This is a genomic window from Maricaulis sp. CAU 1757 (assembly GCF_054482675.1).
Genome location: NZ_JBTLRI010000001.1, coordinates 1,147,662 through 1,162,476 on the forward strand (window position 1 = coordinate 1,147,662; position 14,815 = coordinate 1,162,476).

Consider the following 14,815-nt stretch of genomic DNA (forward strand, 5'->3'; position numbering starts at 1 on the left):
CTTGTCGCTGTCAAGGTGCATGCCCGCTTCGCGGCGCCGAAGGCGACCTTGACAGCGACAAGCCCCTGAGGCCCGCTGGCTGACATGAGATCAATGGCTCTCTCCGCGCGTGGGCGCGCATTCTTGGCGACTTCCAAGCGACCACCGGTTTTCCCCGGCGCATGCCGGGGCCTCCAATCCTTTGCGCGCTCCAATTCTCTCGCATTGCAGGCGAGAGAACCGATCCGAGGCCCCGCCATGAAGGCGGGGAAAACGCCGGGGAGGCTCCGATAGTCCTACCGATACCGCCGCTTCAGCCCCAACCGCTTGGTCACCAGATTGTCGACAAAACGCTCCGGCAGCAGGCGCGGCAGGGTCCAGTTGGTCAGCCGGTCCGGCACGATGGCGTAGCGGAAGTTGGGCTTGTCATCGGTCAGCGACCTGAACACCCGGTCGGCGATCCTCGACGGCGGGAAGCCTTCCGGGCCCGTCCGGGTCATGTAGTCGCGGATCTTGGTCAGCGGCTTGTAAAAGCGCGTGTCCTTGTAGGGTTCCGGGTCGATGTCCTCGGCCTTCTCCCAGATCGGTGTCGCCACCGCGCCGGGGCCGAGCACGACGAGCTGGATGCCCCACGGATTGAGCTCGCGGCGCAGTGATTTGGACAGGCCCTCGACAGCGTGCTTGGAGGCGGAATAGGGGCCCAGGAAGGGCGCCCCCATCTTGCCCGCCATCGAGGACATCATGACGATCCGGCCCGGCTCGCCCTCGAGCGCCTCGTCGACGCCGAGCAGCGGCGCGAAGGCCTGGGTGACGCGCACCACGCCGGTGACATTGATCGCCATCTGCTTTTCAAACTCGGCGATCGGCAGCAGGGTGAGCGGACCGGCCACGGCGATGCCGGCATTGTTGACCAGACCGTTGAGGGTGTGGCCGTCGAGTGCCTGGCGCACCTGTTCGGCGGCCCTGGCGATGGCGTCGCTGTCGGTGACATCGAACAGCAGTGGCGTCACCGCCTCGCCGAGCTCTGCGCGCAGCTTGTCGGCATCCGCCTGCTTGCGTACCGAGCCGAAGACCTGCCAGCCTTCATCGGCCAGGCGCTTGGCGCAGGCGTAACCGATACCTGTGGAGGCACCGGTAATCACGGCGCTGGGACGGGACTGGGACATGGGCGGGCTCCTCGCTGGGATTTCAATCTAGACGTCTACGCCTGCCGGGTCATCCCGGATCGTGGGGCCGGGCCGACACCGAAATGTCGGCAGGGTGTCAGCGGTGCGCTCATGCCCGCGTTGACCCTGACACTTTGCGGCCTATTGTGCTGTGCAAACGAGGCTATACCGTGTTCCGGAGTCCGCGCCTGCGGCTTCCGTCCTCCCAAACCGAAAGGCTGCCCACATGGCTTCCGAGTGGTCTGATCCGCGCCCGCTTTCGCCACACCTGCAGGTGTGGCGCTGGCACGCCACCATGGCGTCCTCCATCCTCCACCGTGCCACCGGCATCATCAACTATATCGGCGCCGTCGCCATAGCCGTCTGGATCGTCCTGCTGGCCTTCAACGCCGAGGGCTCGATCGCCTGGCTGTTCGAGGGCTGGATGGCCTGGCTGACCCGGCTCGGCCTGATCGTGCTGACCTGGGCGGTGAGCTATCACTGGCTCAACGGCCTGCGCCACCTGGTCTGGGATGCCGGCAAGGGCTACGACCCTCAAGGCTCCAATCTGCGCTCTATCCTGATCATGATCGGCTCGGTCGTCCCGACCGCCGCCATCTGGCTTTTCGTGGGGATCTGACCATGCCCGATTATCGCACTCCGACGTCGCAGGTTCGCGGCATGGGCACGTCCGGCCACGCCGCGGCCCACTGGATCGCCCACCGGGTCTCGGCCATCGCGCTGTTTGTGCTGATGCCGGTCTTCGTGTGGATGCTGGCGACCTCCGGGGCCCCGGACCCGGCCGCCACGCGCGCCTTCCTCGCCTCGCCCTGGGGCGCCATCGTGACCCTGCTCACCCTGACTGCGGCATTCTTTCACATGCGCATGGGTATCCAGGAAGTCATCGAGGACTACATCTCCAAGACGGGTACCAAGGCGGCCCTGCTGATCGGCAATACCCTGCTGGTGGCCGGTCTGTGGCTGATCACCGTCTTCGCCCTTGTCAAACTCGCTCTGTAACGGACCCAACACGATGGCCGAATACACCTGGAACGATCATACCTACGACGTCGTGGTCGTCGGCGCCGGCGGCTCCGGCCTCCGCGCTGCCCTTGGCGCCTCCCAGGCCGGTCTCAAGACCGCCTGCATCTCCAAGGTCTTCCCGACCCGCTCGCACACCGTGGCGGCGCAGGGCGGCATCTCCGCCTCGCTCGGAAACATGGGCGAGGACGACTGGCGCTGGCACATGTACGACACCGTCAAGGGGTCCGACTGGCTCGGTGACCAGGACGCCATCGAATACCTGTGCCGCAACGCGCCGGACGCGGTGTACGAGCTGGAGCACTGGGGCGTGCCCTTCTCGCGCACCGAGGACGGCAAGATCTACCAGCGTGCCTTCGGCGGCATGACGCGCAATTACGGCGAGGGCCCCGTGCAGCGCACCTGTGCCGCCGCCGACCGCACCGGCCACGCCATGCTGCACACCCTGTACGGCCAGTCGGTCCGCAACGAGACCGAGTTCTTCATCGAATACTTCGTCATGGACCTGATCATGGATGATGAGGGCCGGTGCCGGGGTGTCACCGCCTGGAAGCTCGATGACGGGACGCTGCACCGGTTCCGCGCCCAGACCGTGGTGCTGGCCACCGGCGGCTATGGCCGCGCCTACTTCTCCGCCACCTCGGCCCACACCTGTACCGGTGACGGCAATGCCATGGTGCTGCGCGCCGGCCTGCCGCTGCAGGACATGGAATTCGTGCAATTCCACCCGACCGGCATCTACGGCGCCGGCTGCCTGATCACCGAGGGCGCGCGCGGCGAGGGCGGCTATCTGACCAATTCGGAAGGCGAGCGTTTCATGGAGCGCTATGCGCCGTCGGCCAAGGACCTGGCCTCGCGCGATGTGGTGTCGCGCTCGATGACCATCGAGATCCGCGAAGGTCGCGGCGTCGGTCCCAACAAGGACCACATCCACCTACACCTCGACCACCTCGACCCGGAAGTCCTGGCCGAACGCCTGCCGGGCATTTCGGAAAGCGCCCGGGTGTTTGCCGGCGTCGACGTGACCAAGGAACCGATCCCGGTCCTGCCGACAGTGCACTACAATATGGGCGGCATCCCGACCAATTATCACGGCGAGGTCCTGACCAAGGTCGGTGATGATGCCGACACCGTGGTGCCGGGCCTGATGGCCGTCGGCGAGGCCGCCTGCGTGTCGGTGCACGGGGCCAACCGTCTCGGCTCCAACTCGCTGATTGACCTGGTCGTGTTCGGACGCGCCGCCGGTCTGCGCCTCGGTGAGACCGTCAAGCCGGGTGCCTCTCAGCCGACCCTGACGGCGCGCGATGGCGAGAATTCGCTGGCCCGTCTCGACAAGTACCGCAAGGCCAAGGGCGGCACGCCGACCGCCAAGCTGCGTCTGGAAATGCAGAAGTCGATGCAGGAAAACTGCGCCGTCTTCCGCACCGGCGACGTGCTCGAGGAAGGCGTCGAGAAGATCAAGAAGGTCTATGCCGGGATGGCCGATATCGGTGTCACCGACCGCACCATGGTGTGGAATACCGACCTGATGGAAACCCTCGAGCTGGACAATCTGCTGGCCCAGGCCGCGGTCACCGTCAACAGCGCCGCCAACCGGAAGGAAAGTCGCGGCGCCCACGCCCGCGAGGACTTCTCCGAGCGCGATGACGAGACCTGGATGAAGCACACGCTGACCTGGTGCGACGAGGCCGGCAACATCAAGATCGACTACCGCCCGGTGCACACCTACACCATGTCCAACGAGATCGATTACATCGAGCCCAAGGCGCGGGTCTATTAAGGGGAATATGCCATGGTACAGCTGACACTTCCCAAGGGCTCGCAGCCGCGCAAGGGCCAGACCCATCCGAAGCCGGAGGGCGCCAGGAATCTGCGCACCTTCCGGGTCTACCGCTATGACCCGGAGAGCGAGGGCGGCCCGACCTGGGACACCTACAAGGTCGACATGGACGATTGCGGGCCGATGGTCCTGGACGCCCTGATCTGGATCAAGTCCAACATCGATTCCTCGCTCGCCTTCCGGCGCTCCTGCCGCGAGGGCGTGTGCGGCTCCTGCTCGATGAATATCGGCGGCCGCAACACCATCGCCTGCACCTCGGGCATCGACGAGTACAAGGGCACCATCACCATCTCGCCGCTGCCGCACCAGCCGGTGGTCAAGGACCTGATCCCGGACCTGACGAATTTCTACGCCCAGCACCGCGAGATCGAACCGTATCTCAAGACCGACACGCCGGCCCCGGAAAAGGAATGGAAACAGTCCCCGGAGCAGCGCGAGAAGCTCGACGGCCTGTACGAGTGCATCATGTGCGCCTCGTGCTCCACGGCCTGTCCGTCCTACTGGTGGAATGGCGACAAGTATTACGGTCCGGCCGCCCTGCTGCAGGCCAATCGCTGGATCGAGGACAGCCGCGACGAAGCCACCGGCGAACGCCTCGACGCCCTCGACGACACTTTCAAGCTGTATCGCTGCCACACCATCATGAACTGTGCCCAGGTCTGCCCCAAGGGTCTCAACCCGGCCGAGGCGATCGGCAATATCAAGAAGAAGCTGGCGGAACGCGAGGGCTGAGGCCGCGCCAGTTTGCAGGAACAGAAGCCCCGGTCATGCAGGCCGGGGCTTCTTCCTTTTAACCCCGCACGAGTGTTTTCCCCGCCTTCATGGCGGGGCCTCGAAACGGGGGTCGAGTTCCCGGTGTCTCCCATTGCGGGCGCGGAGCGGATTCGAGGCCCCGGCCTGCGCCGGGGAAAACGGAAAAACTCTGCCTTTCTCATACCTTCATCGGCTTGATCGTGCGCCCCGTGGCGCTGTCCTCGCAGATCTCGCGCATCAACACGGTAAACTGGGCATTCGGGCCGCCTTGGTCGGGCCGGCGAAAGGCGAAGCGGTCGCGGGCATCTGCCCGCGGGGGACTGGGCCGATCCATGGTCCGCCAAGCGGGGCTTTCCCCCGCAGGGGGTGGCGATGTCCGAAATCGCCCCTTTTCCGCCTTGCCACCTCCCTCATCCCGTTCCAGCGTGCCACCGGGATAACCGGGAGAGGACATCATGCTGGGTCACAGGACGAGCCGCGCGCTGGGGCTGAAACTTCTTCTGGTCGGGGCCATCGTGCTGCTGCTCGGCGTGCCGCTGGGCTTTGTCAGCCTGTTGTCCTGGGAGCGCTCGGAGCGCGCCGACACGGTCAGTCGCGAGGTCGGGGCCCTGACCGGCGGCGAGCAGATCGTGCGCGGCCCCTTCATCGCCCTGCCCTACCGCCTGCCCGTGACCCAGACCGCGGACCGGGCCCGGCCCGAGACCCGCACCGTGGAATACCGGCAGGACCACGTTCTGGTTTCCGCCGCCAGCATCGAGACCGCCGTCGACCAGAGCGTATCGCTGCGCCGTCGCGGGATTTACGAAGTTCCCGTCTATGGCGCCGAAATCCGCGCCACCGGCCGCTTCGACATGCCCGACCTCGCCGCGCATTTGCCCGAGGGCAGTGAGGTCGACTGGTCCGGCGCGGCCTTCGTCGTCGCCCTGAGCGATCTGCGCGGCGTGGCACGCCCGCTCGATGTCGCCATTTCCGGTCGTGGTGTCCCGCTCGACTTCGAGCCTGGCACCGCCTTTGATCGCGAGGACTGGCGCGGCGTGCGGGCGCCGCTGTCCGGCCTGGCGCCGGGCCAGGCCATCGCCTTCGACATGACGCTGGCCATCAATGGCGCAACCAGCCTGCGCCTCGCTGCGTCCGGCAAGGAGACGCAGGTCACCCTGGCCTCAGACTGGCCGCATCCGGGCTTTTTCGGCGGTTTCCTGCCGGTCAGCCGCGACATCACCGCCGACGGCCATTCGGCGCACTGGCAGATCCCCTACCTGGCCCGCGGCGTGCCGACCGTGTTCACGGCCCAGGGCGGCGAACGTTTCACCCTCGACAGCCAGGCTTTCGGGACGCGCCTGGTGACCCCGGCCAATGACTACCAGCAGGTCGGGCGCTCGCTGAAATACGCGCTCTTCTTTATCGGCTTCGTGATGCTGATGCTGTTCCTCATCGAGGCCCGCGCGGCGCAGCGCATCCACCCGGCGCAATACCTCCTGATCGGTCTCGCCCAGGTGCTGTTCTACCTGCTCCTGCTGGCGCTGACCGAGCACACGTCCAATCTCCTGGCCTATTCGGCCTCGGCGGTCGCCACGGTCAGTCTGAGCGGGCTGTACGCCATGAGCGTGTTTGACAATCGCCGCCTCGGCCTGGCCGTGTTCGCGGCCATGACCGTGGTCTATGCCATGCAGTACACGCTGATCCTGATCGAGGACTACGCCCTGCTGATCGGCTCGCTGCTCGCCTTCGCCGGCCTCGGCGCCGCCATGGCCCTGACCCGGCGGATCGACTGGTATGACACCAGCGGGCAGAAGGAGGGGGCGGTCGCCAACCCCTAGCGCCTCGACGCCCGGGCCCGGGCTCGCTAAGGTTGTCCGGCGCAACCGGGAAACCTGTCATGCGACTGCTCGTTTTGGCCTGCTTGGTCTCGCTGGCCGGTTGTACAACCGCGCCGGATCCATATTCCCTCGCCATCACGGGGGTCACGGTGATCGACGGCACCGGTGCCGAGCCGATCCCCGACGCCGTCATCCTGATCCGTGGTGAGACGATTGTCGCGGTTGGACCGGCGACTGGCATGGCGCCCTATCAAGCCGAGCAGATACTCGACCGGCCCGGCCGCCACGTTATGCCCGGCCTGGTCAATTCCCACGTTCACCTGATGATGCGCGGACTTGGGTCAAACGAAGCGGCCCTCCAGGCCGAGCTGGACCGCATGCTCGCCGGCGGCGTTACCACGGTGCGCGACATGGCAGGCGATGCTCGCCTCCTGCAGCCATTGCAGGCCCAGCTGGCGCGGGGCGATCGGTTTGGTCCCGATGTTTACTACTCTGCGATCCTCGCCGGCCCCGACTTCATCGCTCTCGACCCGCGGGTCGGCCGGGCGTCGGCACCGATGGAGCGCGGTACCGCCGACTACATGCAGCTGGTCACGGCCGACAACGCGCCTGAGGAGGTCGCTGCACGGGCTGCCGCGAGCGGCGCCAGCGGCGTCAAATTTTATGTCGGCGTCGACGCGCCGGTGATCTCGGCGGTGACCGAGGCGGTGCATGGTCAAGGTCTCCAGGCCTGGGCTCACAGCGCGGTCTTCCCTGACCGCCCGCTTGCCATCGCCCGCTCGGGTGTCGACAGCATGTCCCATCTGTGCTGGCTGGCCTGGCAGGATGCCGATCTCGATCCCGCCAGCAATGTTCCCTACACGCATCAGCGCCCGCCGGCCGATCCGCGACCGCGGTTCGAAGCGGGCCTGGTCGCCGCGGACAGTCCGGAAATGAGGCAGCTCTACGCCGCGATGGCGGAGGCCGACATCCTCCTCGATGCCACCTATTTGCCCTATGTGATCACGGGCGGGGGCGGGGGCTGCACGGCCGAGCTGATGACCGAGATCGCGCGCGAAGCCAGCGCTGCCGGAATCGCTTTCAGCACGGGAACCGACTTCTTTCTGCCGCCGGACGAGACTGTGCCCAGCGTGGTCCGCGAGATCGAGCTATTGGTCGAGGCAGATATACTGTCCCCTGCCGAGGCGCTCGTGGCGGCAACCCGCAATGGCGCGCGAAGTGTGGGCCTCGAAGACGAGTTCGGGACGATCGCCCCAGGGCTGCGGGCCAATCTGATCATTCTCACGGCTGATCCGCTCGCGAATATCGCAGCCCTGCGCCAGGTCGAAACCGTGATCAAGCGGGGTGCGATACAGGCGCGCCCATAACCGGTTCAGTGCCCCCAGGCACTGCGCTCGCAGATTTCGCGCATCATCTCGGTGACCTGGGCATCCGACCCGTCCTGAGGCCCGACATGGTAGGGGCGGCCGAAGGCCAGCTTGTAGCGCGCGTCCTTCTTGCCCATCAGGCCGTGGAATATGGTCATGTCCTTCAGCTCCTCGTTGACCTGGGCGAGGATGTAGTAGAGCAGCGGCATGCGCTGGCGCACGGCGAGCGGAATGACCGGGGCGTCGAACTTGCGGGCCAGCGAGATCGCCGTCGGCTGCCACGGTTTCTCGCGCAGCTTGAAGCGCGACCAGCTCCACTCCGACATCCGCCCGGACGGGAAGAGCACGATGCAGCGCTCGTCCTTGAAGGCGGTGAAGGCTCGCTTGAGCACGTCGCGGCTCTGTCCGCGCGACCGGCTGGTCTCGCGCCACTCGACCGGTATGACGCGCTCCTCCAGGCCTGCGCACACTTTCAGCGCATCGCGATTGGCGAAATAGATGGCGTCGGGGCGCTTCTCGCGGATGGCATCCCAAACCGCGATCCCGTCGGCAATGCCGCCGGGGTGATTGGCCACGATGACACAGGCTCCGGACGCCGGCAGGTAGTCGAGCCCGTGCGTGTTCACATCCAGGTCGAGATAGTCGGATGCCCAGTCGAGGCATTCCGTACCGCTCAGGGGGCGCAGGGCGTCGGCCATCTCGACCGCCTTGCGATAACCCAGCAGCGGATAGCCCAGCACGCGGATCAGCGGCCAGAACGGCGTATCGATGAGGTGAGGCGCACGGTCCTCGATGAGCTCGTCCACGATATGGCGTGCCCGGGCTGTCTCTTCGTGTGACGAATGATCGGTCATGCCGGAACAGAACCTCTTGCTGAGCCATTACACAATGACCTTGCGCGGCGTGCTGCTGCAAGGGTTAGCGAAACCTTTACGGGGTGGCCCGCCGCTTGCGTCGGCCGAGGGGTAAATTAACGAACTGTTCACGAACGGGACGCGCCATGACACTCCAGACCCTCAATTCGGCCGGTAAAGTCCGCAAACTGCCGGTTCGCCGCGCCCGTATCGAGGACGACTTGGTGGCCGACTTCATCGCCATGGTGGTCAAGCCCGGTGACCGCACCCTGCAGATCGGGGCCGACGAGATCGGCGCCGAATGCCTGCGCCGCGGCGCCCGTCATGACGTCATCGCACCGCTCTCCGAGATTGACGGTTTCCAGGCCGTTTGTGACCGGCGCTCCATCCCAACCGACGCGCTGCGTGGCGGTCCCACGCCCAACAAGGCCAATGACGAGGGCCCGCTGGCGCTCGCCATCATCAGCGCCCGCAGCGGTTTCCCGGCACTGGCCGGCCATTGGCGCCATGTGGCGTCCCACCTGGCCGAGGGCGGCGTGCTCGTCCTGCTCGGTGCCGACACGGGCGCCTCCGCGCGCCTGGCCGATGCCCTGATGTCGGACGAGGCCTGGGCCCTGCAGGATCGCATCGGCGGTGACACGGCCGTGTTCCGCAAGCGCAAGGCGGTCACGGCGACGCAGGCCCGCGCCAGCCTCGAAAGCGTGTCGAGCCCGACCCACAAGTCGCGTGGCGTCGGCCGGGCCGACATGATGACCCGGGTCCGAGCCTTTTTGACTGCGGGCCGGGGCCCGGCCAAATCCTCTCTGTCCTGAACCGGCGGGACGCGCCGCGTCCCTCCCTCGACAGCTGCCCTCGCGCATACTAAGTCAGCCGCCAGATGCGGCCGTCTCGGTCGCCCTTCACGAGCCATCGGGAGCCCCGTCCATGACGCGCGAGATTCATCATTTCATCAATGGCCAGTCCGTCACCGGTAACTCCGGTCAGTTCGGCGACGTGTTCGATCCGAACAGCGGCGACGTGCAGGCCCGGGTCCAGTTCGCCACCCCGGACGAGGTTGCGGACGCCGTGGCCAAGGCCAAGGCGGCCCAGCCGGCCTGGGCGGCCACCAATCCGCAGCGCCGCGCCCGCGTGCTGATGAAGTACAAGGCGCTGGTCGAGGCGGAGATGGACGATCTGGCCCGGCTGCTGTCGTCTGAACACGGCAAGGTCATCGACGATGCCAAGGGCGACCTGATCCGCGGCCTGGAAGTGATCGAGTTCGCCATGGGCGTGCCGCACCTGATGAAGGGCGAGTACACCGAGAGCGCCGGTCCGGGCATCGACGTCTACTCCATGCGCCAGCCGCTCGGCGTGGTCGCCGGCATCTCGCCGTTCAACTTCCCGGCCATGATCCCGATGTGGTTCATGGGCATGGCCCTGGCCACCGGCAATGCGATGATCCTGAAGCCGTCGGAAAAGGACCCGTCAGTGCCGGTCCGCCTCGCCGAGCTGATGATCGAGGCCGGCCTGCCGGAAGGCATCCTGCAGGTCGTGCACGGCGACAAGACCGCCGTCGATGCGCTGCTGCACCATGACGACATCAAGGCCGTCAGCTTCGTCGGCTCGTCCAATATCGCCCAGTACATCGCCCAGACCTGCGCCGCCAACGGCAAGCGCTTCCAGGCGATGGGCGGGGCCAAGAACCACGGCATCATCATGCCCGACGCCGACATGGACCAGGTCGTCAACGACTTCCTCGGCGCCGCTTTCGGCTCCGCTGGCGAACGCTGCATGGCGCTGCCCGTCGCGGTCCCGGTCGGCCAGAAGACCGCCGACGAGTTCGTCGCCCGGATCAAGGACAAGGCGGCCAGCCTGCGCGTCGGCGTGTCCACCGACGACAAGGCGCATTACGGCCCGGTCGTCTCCGCCGCTCACAAGCAGAGCGTCGAGAACTGGATCCAGAAGGGTGTCGACGAGGGCGCCGACCTGCTGCTCGACGGTCGCGGCTTCAAGCTGCAGGGCCACGAGAACGGCTTCTTCATCGGCCCGACCCTGTTCGACAATGTGACCACCGACATGTCGTCCTACCAGGAAGAGATCTTCGGCCCGGTGTTGCAGGTCGTGCGAGCCAAGGACCTCGAGGAGGCAGCCCATCTGCCGAGCGCCCACCAGTACGGCAACGGCGTCGCCATCTTCACCCGCAACGGCCTGGCAGCGCGCGAATTCGCCGCCAAGGTGCAGGTCGGCATGGTCGGCATCAATGTGCCGATCCCGGTGCCGGTGGCCTACCACTCGTTTGGCGGCTGGAAGCGCTCGGCCTTTACCGACACCAACCAGTACGGCACGGACGGCATCCGCTTCTTCACCAAGATCAAGACGGTGACCCAGCGCTGGCCGACCGGCGATATCGGCGACCAGGCCTTCGTCATCCCGACCATGGGCTGACCGGGCTCCGGAACGGACGCAAAAGAGAGCCCCTGGCACGCCGGTGCCGGGGGCTTTTCAGTTGGGTGGGTTGATATCAGCTGCGGGCGGCGACCGTTTCCGACAACCAGACCAGTGCCGACTGGCGCTGCCCGAAGGTGCGAGCCTCGACCCGGCTGTCCGCGAGCGCGGCCAGCAGGCGCCGGTCTTCATGCGGGCGCGCGACCGGCGAGCGCACATAGGCCACCACCTTGCGACGGTCGAAGGCGAGCAGGAAGTTCTCGATATATTCGTGGGTCAGGGCTGCGGACCCCGCGCCGTCGCTCTGCGAGCAGTCGGCCAGCACGCCGAGGATGTCGTGCGCCTCGCTCAGCTCGCGCGTCCGCTCGGTCGCCCAACCGGCTTCACGGCGGGTCACCTGACCCGTCGCGATCACCTCGATAAATCGATCATTTTCAATCAGTTCAACTCGAACCGTCATGCCACGCCACGCTTATTTTCTTGTCTTGTTCGGTTGAATCTAGGCGCGCCGAAGCCGGTCGGGCCAGTATTTCAAAATGACGACTCGCCCGTTTGAGGAGGAGAAAACCTGGATACAGCCTGGACGTTAGCAACGATGCGGGCAAAATCAATTGCCTAGACAATTATTGTCGGGCATGGCGCTTGATCACGGATCGCAGTCGGCCCACGCTTCGAACTGGTGTCCGGAAGTTAACTGTAACAGGGGGTTGGCAATGAGCCGTTTCGAGTTCCGCACGGTTCCCCACATCCATGTCGAACCCGGTTCGAGCGCCAGCCTGGCGTCTCTGGCGGAGCTCTGGACGTCCGGTTCCCGCCCGGTCTTCCTGGTTACCGACGCCCAGGTGCGCGGCCTCGGCCTGCTCGACCCGGCGATCGCCAGCCTGCGGGCGGCGGGCCTCCCGGTCGAGGTGTTCGATGCCGTCGAGGCCGACCCGCCAGACCGCGTGGTGCTGGCGGCGGCGCAGCAGGCCCGTGAGTTCGGTGCCGGTGTGGTGATCGGTTTCGGCGGCGGCTCGTCCATGGACGCGGCCAAGCTGGTGGCCGTGTTGCTCGGCACCGACCAGCCGCTCGAAGCCATGTACGGTGTCAACCGGGTGCGCGCCGAACGCCTGCCGCTCATCCTCCTGCCGACCACCGCCGGCACCGGGTCGGAAGTCACCCCGATCAGCGTCATCACGCTGGCCGACGGTGCCAAGATGGGGGTCAATGACCCGGCCCTCTATGCCGATCTCGCCGTGCTCGACGCCGACCTCACCCTCGGCCTGCCGCGCGCCGTCACCGCCGCTACCGGCATCGATGCCATGGTCCACGCCATCGAGGCCTACACGTCGAAAATCGCCAAGAACCCGGTGTCCGACGCCCTCGCCCTGGCCGGGCTGGCAAAGCTGCACGGGGCCATAGAGCGCGCCTGTTCGGACGGTTCCGATCGCGCCGCCCGGGCCGACATGCTGACCGGCGCCCTGCTGGCCGGCCAGGCCTTCGCCAATGCCCCGGTCGGCGCCGTGCACGCGCTCGCCTATCCGCTCGGCGGCCTGTTCCACATCCCGCACGGGCTGTCGAACTCGCTGATGCTGCCGCCGGTCCTGCGCTTCAATGCGCCCAGCGCCGAGCCGCTGTATAGCGAGCTGGCCGCCCATATCGGTCTCGCCAACCCCGGATCGGCGGCCCTGATCACCGAGATGGAGCGCATCGCCGAGGCGGTGGGCATCGAGCGGCGCCTGTCGCAGTGCGGGATCAGTCACAATGACCTGCCCCGGCTGGCCGAGGCGGCCATGAAGGTCGAGCGCCTGCTGGTCAACAATCCGCGCGCCATGACGCTGGAGGCGGCCCGCGACTGCTATGAGGCCGTGTTGTGAGCCGCCCCGAGCCGCGACCCCGCTCTGCCTATCGGCACTGGACCCGCCTGCCGACCCGCTGGGCCGACAATGATGTCTATGGCCACGTCAACAATGCCGCCTATTACGGCTTCTTCGACACGGCCGTGAACAGCGTCCTGATCGACCGGGCCGGCCTCGACATCCACGCCGGCGCGGTGATCGGTCTGGTGGTCGAGACCGGGTGCCGGTATTTTGCGCCGCTGGCCTATCCCCAGACGCTCGAAGCCGGACTGGCCGTCTCGCGCCTCGGGAGGTCCTCGGTCAGCTACCAGATCGGCCTGTTCGCGGAAGGTGAAACCGCCGCTGCCGCCGAGGGTCATTTCGTGCATGTTTATGTCGACCGCGAAACGCGCCGGCCGGTCGAGCTTCCGGCCGCGTTCCGCACCGCCCTGGAGGCCCTGCATGCGTGAAATCCGGCGCCCCGTCTGGCTGCTTGTCGCAGGCGGGCTGACCATCGCTCTCGCAGGGCTCGCCATCTGGCGCCTGTGGCCGGTCGGCTAGCCGGTTGACCTCGCGGGCGGCGCACCCCAAGCCTGACAGCATGAAGACACCGCTTTCGATCTGGCGAAGTCGCGTGGCAGAGGGCCGGCTCATTGCCGACACCGACCAAGAGCGGGCCGCGTCCGCCCTGACCGAACTGGCCGGCCGGCTGCGGCACTGGAAGCCGGGCCACAAGCCCTGGTTCGGGCGTCCCAAGCCGCCGCCGAAGGGGCTCTACCTGTGGGGTGGCGTCGGGCGCGGCAAGTCCATGCTCATGGACCTGTTCATGGATTGCGCCCGCATCACTCCGCGGCGGCGCGTCCATTTTCACGAATTCATGCAGGACGTGCACGCCCGCATCGCTGCCTGGCGCACGCTCGACCGGTCCGAGCGCAAGCGCCGGCCTGAATATGTCAGGGGGGCCGCGGACGATCCGATCCCGCCGGTTGCCCAGGCCCTGGCCAGCGAGGCCCGCCTGCTCGCCTTCGACGAATTCCAGGTTACCGACATCGCCGACGCGATGATCCTCGGTCGGCTGTTCGAAGCCATGTTCGAGGCCGGTATTGTCGTTGTCGCCACCTCAAACCGGCACCCCGATGACCTTTATCGCGACGGCATCAACCGTCAGCTCTTCACGCCCTTTATCGAGTTGCTGAAAGCCCGCGTCGACGTGTTCGAGCTCGATGGCGGCACCGATCACCGGCTGCGCCAGCTCGAGGCGGCGCCGATCTATTACTGCCCGCTCGGCGCGGAAGCCGACTTGGCCATGGACGATGCCTGGGAGCGGCTGACCCAGGGCGCCACGCCCCAGCATTGCAGCCTTGACGTGAAGGGGCGCCAGCTGGTGGTCAATTGCGAAGCCGCCGGCGTGGCCCGGGTCAGCTTTGCCGAGATGTGCGCCCGCCCGCTGGGTGCCGCCGACTACCTCGCCCTGGCCGACCGCTTCCACACCGTGCTGCTCGAGAACGTGCCTCTCATGTCACCGGAAAAGCGCAATGAAGCCAAACGCTTCGTGACGCTGATCGATGCCCTGTACGAGGCCAGGACGAAGCTGGTCATGAGCGCGGCCGGTGAGCCCGACGATTTGTACCCATCCGGCGACGGATCTTTCGAGTTTGAAAGGACAGCTTCGCGCCTGATGGAGATGCGAACTCACGAATATTTGGCGGCACAACATTTCGAGGCGGGATAACTCGCTGTTTTCACTTTGCAGGCAAGGCAAGACGTGAGATATTACG

Annotated in this window: 14 protein-coding genes; 11 read left to right on the forward strand and 3 right to left on the reverse strand. The window is 66.5% G+C overall.

The window, feature by feature from the left end; all coding sequences use genetic code 11:
* Window positions 1-275: 275 nt before the first annotated feature.
* Complete coding sequence (locus tag ACXYMR_RS05405; protein WP_458941735.1) at window positions 276-1,145, reverse strand: SDR family oxidoreductase; 870 nt, start codon at window positions 1,143-1,145, stop codon at window positions 276-278.
* A gap of 226 nt (window positions 1,146-1,371) precedes the next feature.
* Between ACXYMR_RS05405 and sdhC the strand changes: the two genes are divergently transcribed.
* The 6 genes from sdhC to ACXYMR_RS05435 all read left to right on the forward strand — a co-directional run bounded on the left by sdhC (window position 1,372) and on the right by ACXYMR_RS05435 (window position 7,942).
* Window positions 1,372-1,764, forward strand: coding sequence for a succinate dehydrogenase, cytochrome b556 subunit (gene sdhC, locus ACXYMR_RS05410; protein ID WP_458941736.1), 393 nt, complete (start codon window positions 1,372-1,374; stop codon window positions 1,762-1,764).
* Window positions 1,765-1,766: 2 nt separating this feature from the next.
* Window positions 1,767-2,144, forward strand: coding sequence for a succinate dehydrogenase, hydrophobic membrane anchor protein (gene sdhD / locus ACXYMR_RS05415; protein WP_458941737.1), 378 nt, complete (start codon window positions 1,767-1,769; stop codon window positions 2,142-2,144).
* Window positions 2,145-2,157: 13 nt separating this feature from the next.
* Entirely contained in the window at window positions 2,158-3,945 is a 1,788-nt protein-coding gene (gene sdhA, locus ACXYMR_RS05420; RefSeq protein WP_458941738.1) for a succinate dehydrogenase flavoprotein subunit, read from the forward strand.
* Between the two features lie 12 nt (window positions 3,946-3,957).
* The gene (locus ACXYMR_RS05425; protein ID WP_458941739.1) at window positions 3,958-4,737 is read left to right on the forward strand and encodes a succinate dehydrogenase iron-sulfur subunit; all 780 of its coding nucleotides are present in this window, start codon (window positions 3,958-3,960) and stop codon (window positions 4,735-4,737) included.
* Between the two features lie 476 nt (window positions 4,738-5,213).
* The gene (gene creD / locus ACXYMR_RS05430; RefSeq protein WP_458941740.1) at window positions 5,214-6,575 is read left to right on the forward strand and encodes a cell envelope integrity protein CreD; all 1,362 of its coding nucleotides are present in this window, start codon (window positions 5,214-5,216) and stop codon (window positions 6,573-6,575) included.
* Window positions 6,576-6,634: 59 nt separating this feature from the next.
* Entirely contained in the window at window positions 6,635-7,942 is a 1,308-nt protein-coding gene (locus ACXYMR_RS05435) for an amidohydrolase family protein (RefSeq protein ID WP_458941741.1), read from the forward strand.
* Window positions 7,943-7,947: 5 nt separating this feature from the next.
* Here the strand turns inward: ACXYMR_RS05435 and ACXYMR_RS05440 are convergent, their stop codons facing one another.
* Window positions 7,948-8,796 carry a 1-acyl-sn-glycerol-3-phosphate acyltransferase gene (locus ACXYMR_RS05440; RefSeq protein WP_458941742.1) on the reverse strand — a complete coding sequence of 283 codons (849 nt, stop codon included), beginning with the start codon at window positions 8,794-8,796 and terminating at the stop codon, window positions 7,948-7,950.
* 146 nt (window positions 8,797-8,942) lie between these two features.
* Here ACXYMR_RS05440 and ACXYMR_RS05445 point away from each other — a divergent pair, with 146 nt between their 5' ends.
* Window positions 8,943-9,608, forward strand: coding sequence for a hypothetical protein (locus ACXYMR_RS05445; RefSeq protein ID WP_458941743.1), 666 nt, complete (start codon window positions 8,943-8,945; stop codon window positions 9,606-9,608).
* 112 nt (window positions 9,609-9,720) lie between these two features.
* Complete coding sequence (locus ACXYMR_RS05450; protein ID WP_458941744.1) at window positions 9,721-11,220, forward strand: CoA-acylating methylmalonate-semialdehyde dehydrogenase; 1,500 nt, start codon at window positions 9,721-9,723, stop codon at window positions 11,218-11,220.
* Window positions 11,221-11,296: 76 nt separating this feature from the next.
* On the opposite strand, the gene ACXYMR_RS05455 is transcribed toward ACXYMR_RS05450, so the two are convergent.
* The gene (locus tag ACXYMR_RS05455; protein ID WP_458941745.1) at window positions 11,297-11,680 is read right to left on the reverse strand and encodes a hypothetical protein; all 384 of its coding nucleotides are present in this window, start codon (window positions 11,678-11,680) and stop codon (window positions 11,297-11,299) included.
* 253 nt (window positions 11,681-11,933) lie between these two features.
* Here ACXYMR_RS05455 and ACXYMR_RS05460 point away from each other — a divergent pair, with 253 nt between their 5' ends.
* The 3 genes from ACXYMR_RS05460 (at window position 11,934) to zapE (ending at window position 14,769) form a co-directional block, all read left to right on the forward strand.
* Entirely contained in the window at window positions 11,934-13,076 is a 1,143-nt protein-coding gene (locus tag ACXYMR_RS05460) for an iron-containing alcohol dehydrogenase (protein ID WP_458941746.1), read from the forward strand.
* Window positions 13,073-13,507 (forward strand): acyl-CoA thioesterase, encoded by a 435-nt coding sequence (locus ACXYMR_RS05465; protein WP_458941747.1) that lies wholly within the window; start codon window positions 13,073-13,075, stop codon window positions 13,505-13,507. Before ACXYMR_RS05460 ends, ACXYMR_RS05465 begins: the two co-directional genes overlap by 4 nt.
* A gap of 131 nt (window positions 13,508-13,638) precedes the next feature.
* On the forward strand, window positions 13,639-14,769 hold the full coding sequence (gene zapE / locus ACXYMR_RS05470) for a cell division protein ZapE (RefSeq protein WP_458941748.1): 1,131 nt from the start codon (window positions 13,639-13,641) through the stop codon (window positions 14,767-14,769).
* Window positions 14,770-14,815 lie beyond the last annotated feature (46 nt).

What these genes read in the sequence shown, in the direction of transcription:
- ACXYMR_RS05405 (WP_458941735.1), bottom strand. Translation starts at nt 1,145, where the DNA reads ATGTCCCAGTCCCGTCCCAGCGCCGTGATTACCGGTGCCTCCACAGGT.
- sdhC (WP_458941736.1), top strand. Translation starts at nt 1,372, where the DNA reads ATGGCTTCCGAGTGGTCTGATCCGCGCCCGCTTTCGCCACACCTGCAG.
- sdhD (WP_458941737.1), top strand. Translation starts at nt 1,767, where the DNA reads ATGCCCGATTATCGCACTCCGACGTCGCAGGTTCGCGGCATGGGCACG.
- sdhA (WP_458941738.1), top strand. Translation starts at nt 2,158, where the DNA reads ATGGCCGAATACACCTGGAACGATCATACCTACGACGTCGTGGTCGTC.
- ACXYMR_RS05425 (WP_458941739.1), top strand. Translation starts at nt 3,958, where the DNA reads ATGGTACAGCTGACACTTCCCAAGGGCTCGCAGCCGCGCAAGGGCCAG.
- creD (WP_458941740.1), top strand. Translation starts at nt 5,214, where the DNA reads ATGCTGGGTCACAGGACGAGCCGCGCGCTGGGGCTGAAACTTCTTCTG.
- ACXYMR_RS05435 (WP_458941741.1), top strand. Translation starts at nt 6,635, where the DNA reads ATGCGACTGCTCGTTTTGGCCTGCTTGGTCTCGCTGGCCGGTTGTACA.
- ACXYMR_RS05440 (WP_458941742.1), bottom strand. Translation starts at nt 8,796, where the DNA reads ATGACCGATCATTCGTCACACGAAGAGACAGCCCGGGCACGCCATATC.
- ACXYMR_RS05445 (WP_458941743.1), top strand. Translation starts at nt 8,943, where the DNA reads ATGACACTCCAGACCCTCAATTCGGCCGGTAAAGTCCGCAAACTGCCG.
- ACXYMR_RS05450 (WP_458941744.1), top strand. Translation starts at nt 9,721, where the DNA reads ATGACGCGCGAGATTCATCATTTCATCAATGGCCAGTCCGTCACCGGT.
- ACXYMR_RS05455 (WP_458941745.1), bottom strand. Translation starts at nt 11,680, where the DNA reads ATGACGGTTCGAGTTGAACTGATTGAAAATGATCGATTTATCGAGGTG.
- ACXYMR_RS05460 (WP_458941746.1), top strand. Translation starts at nt 11,934, where the DNA reads ATGAGCCGTTTCGAGTTCCGCACGGTTCCCCACATCCATGTCGAACCC.
- zapE (WP_458941748.1), top strand. Translation starts at nt 13,639, where the DNA reads ATGAAGACACCGCTTTCGATCTGGCGAAGTCGCGTGGCAGAGGGCCGG.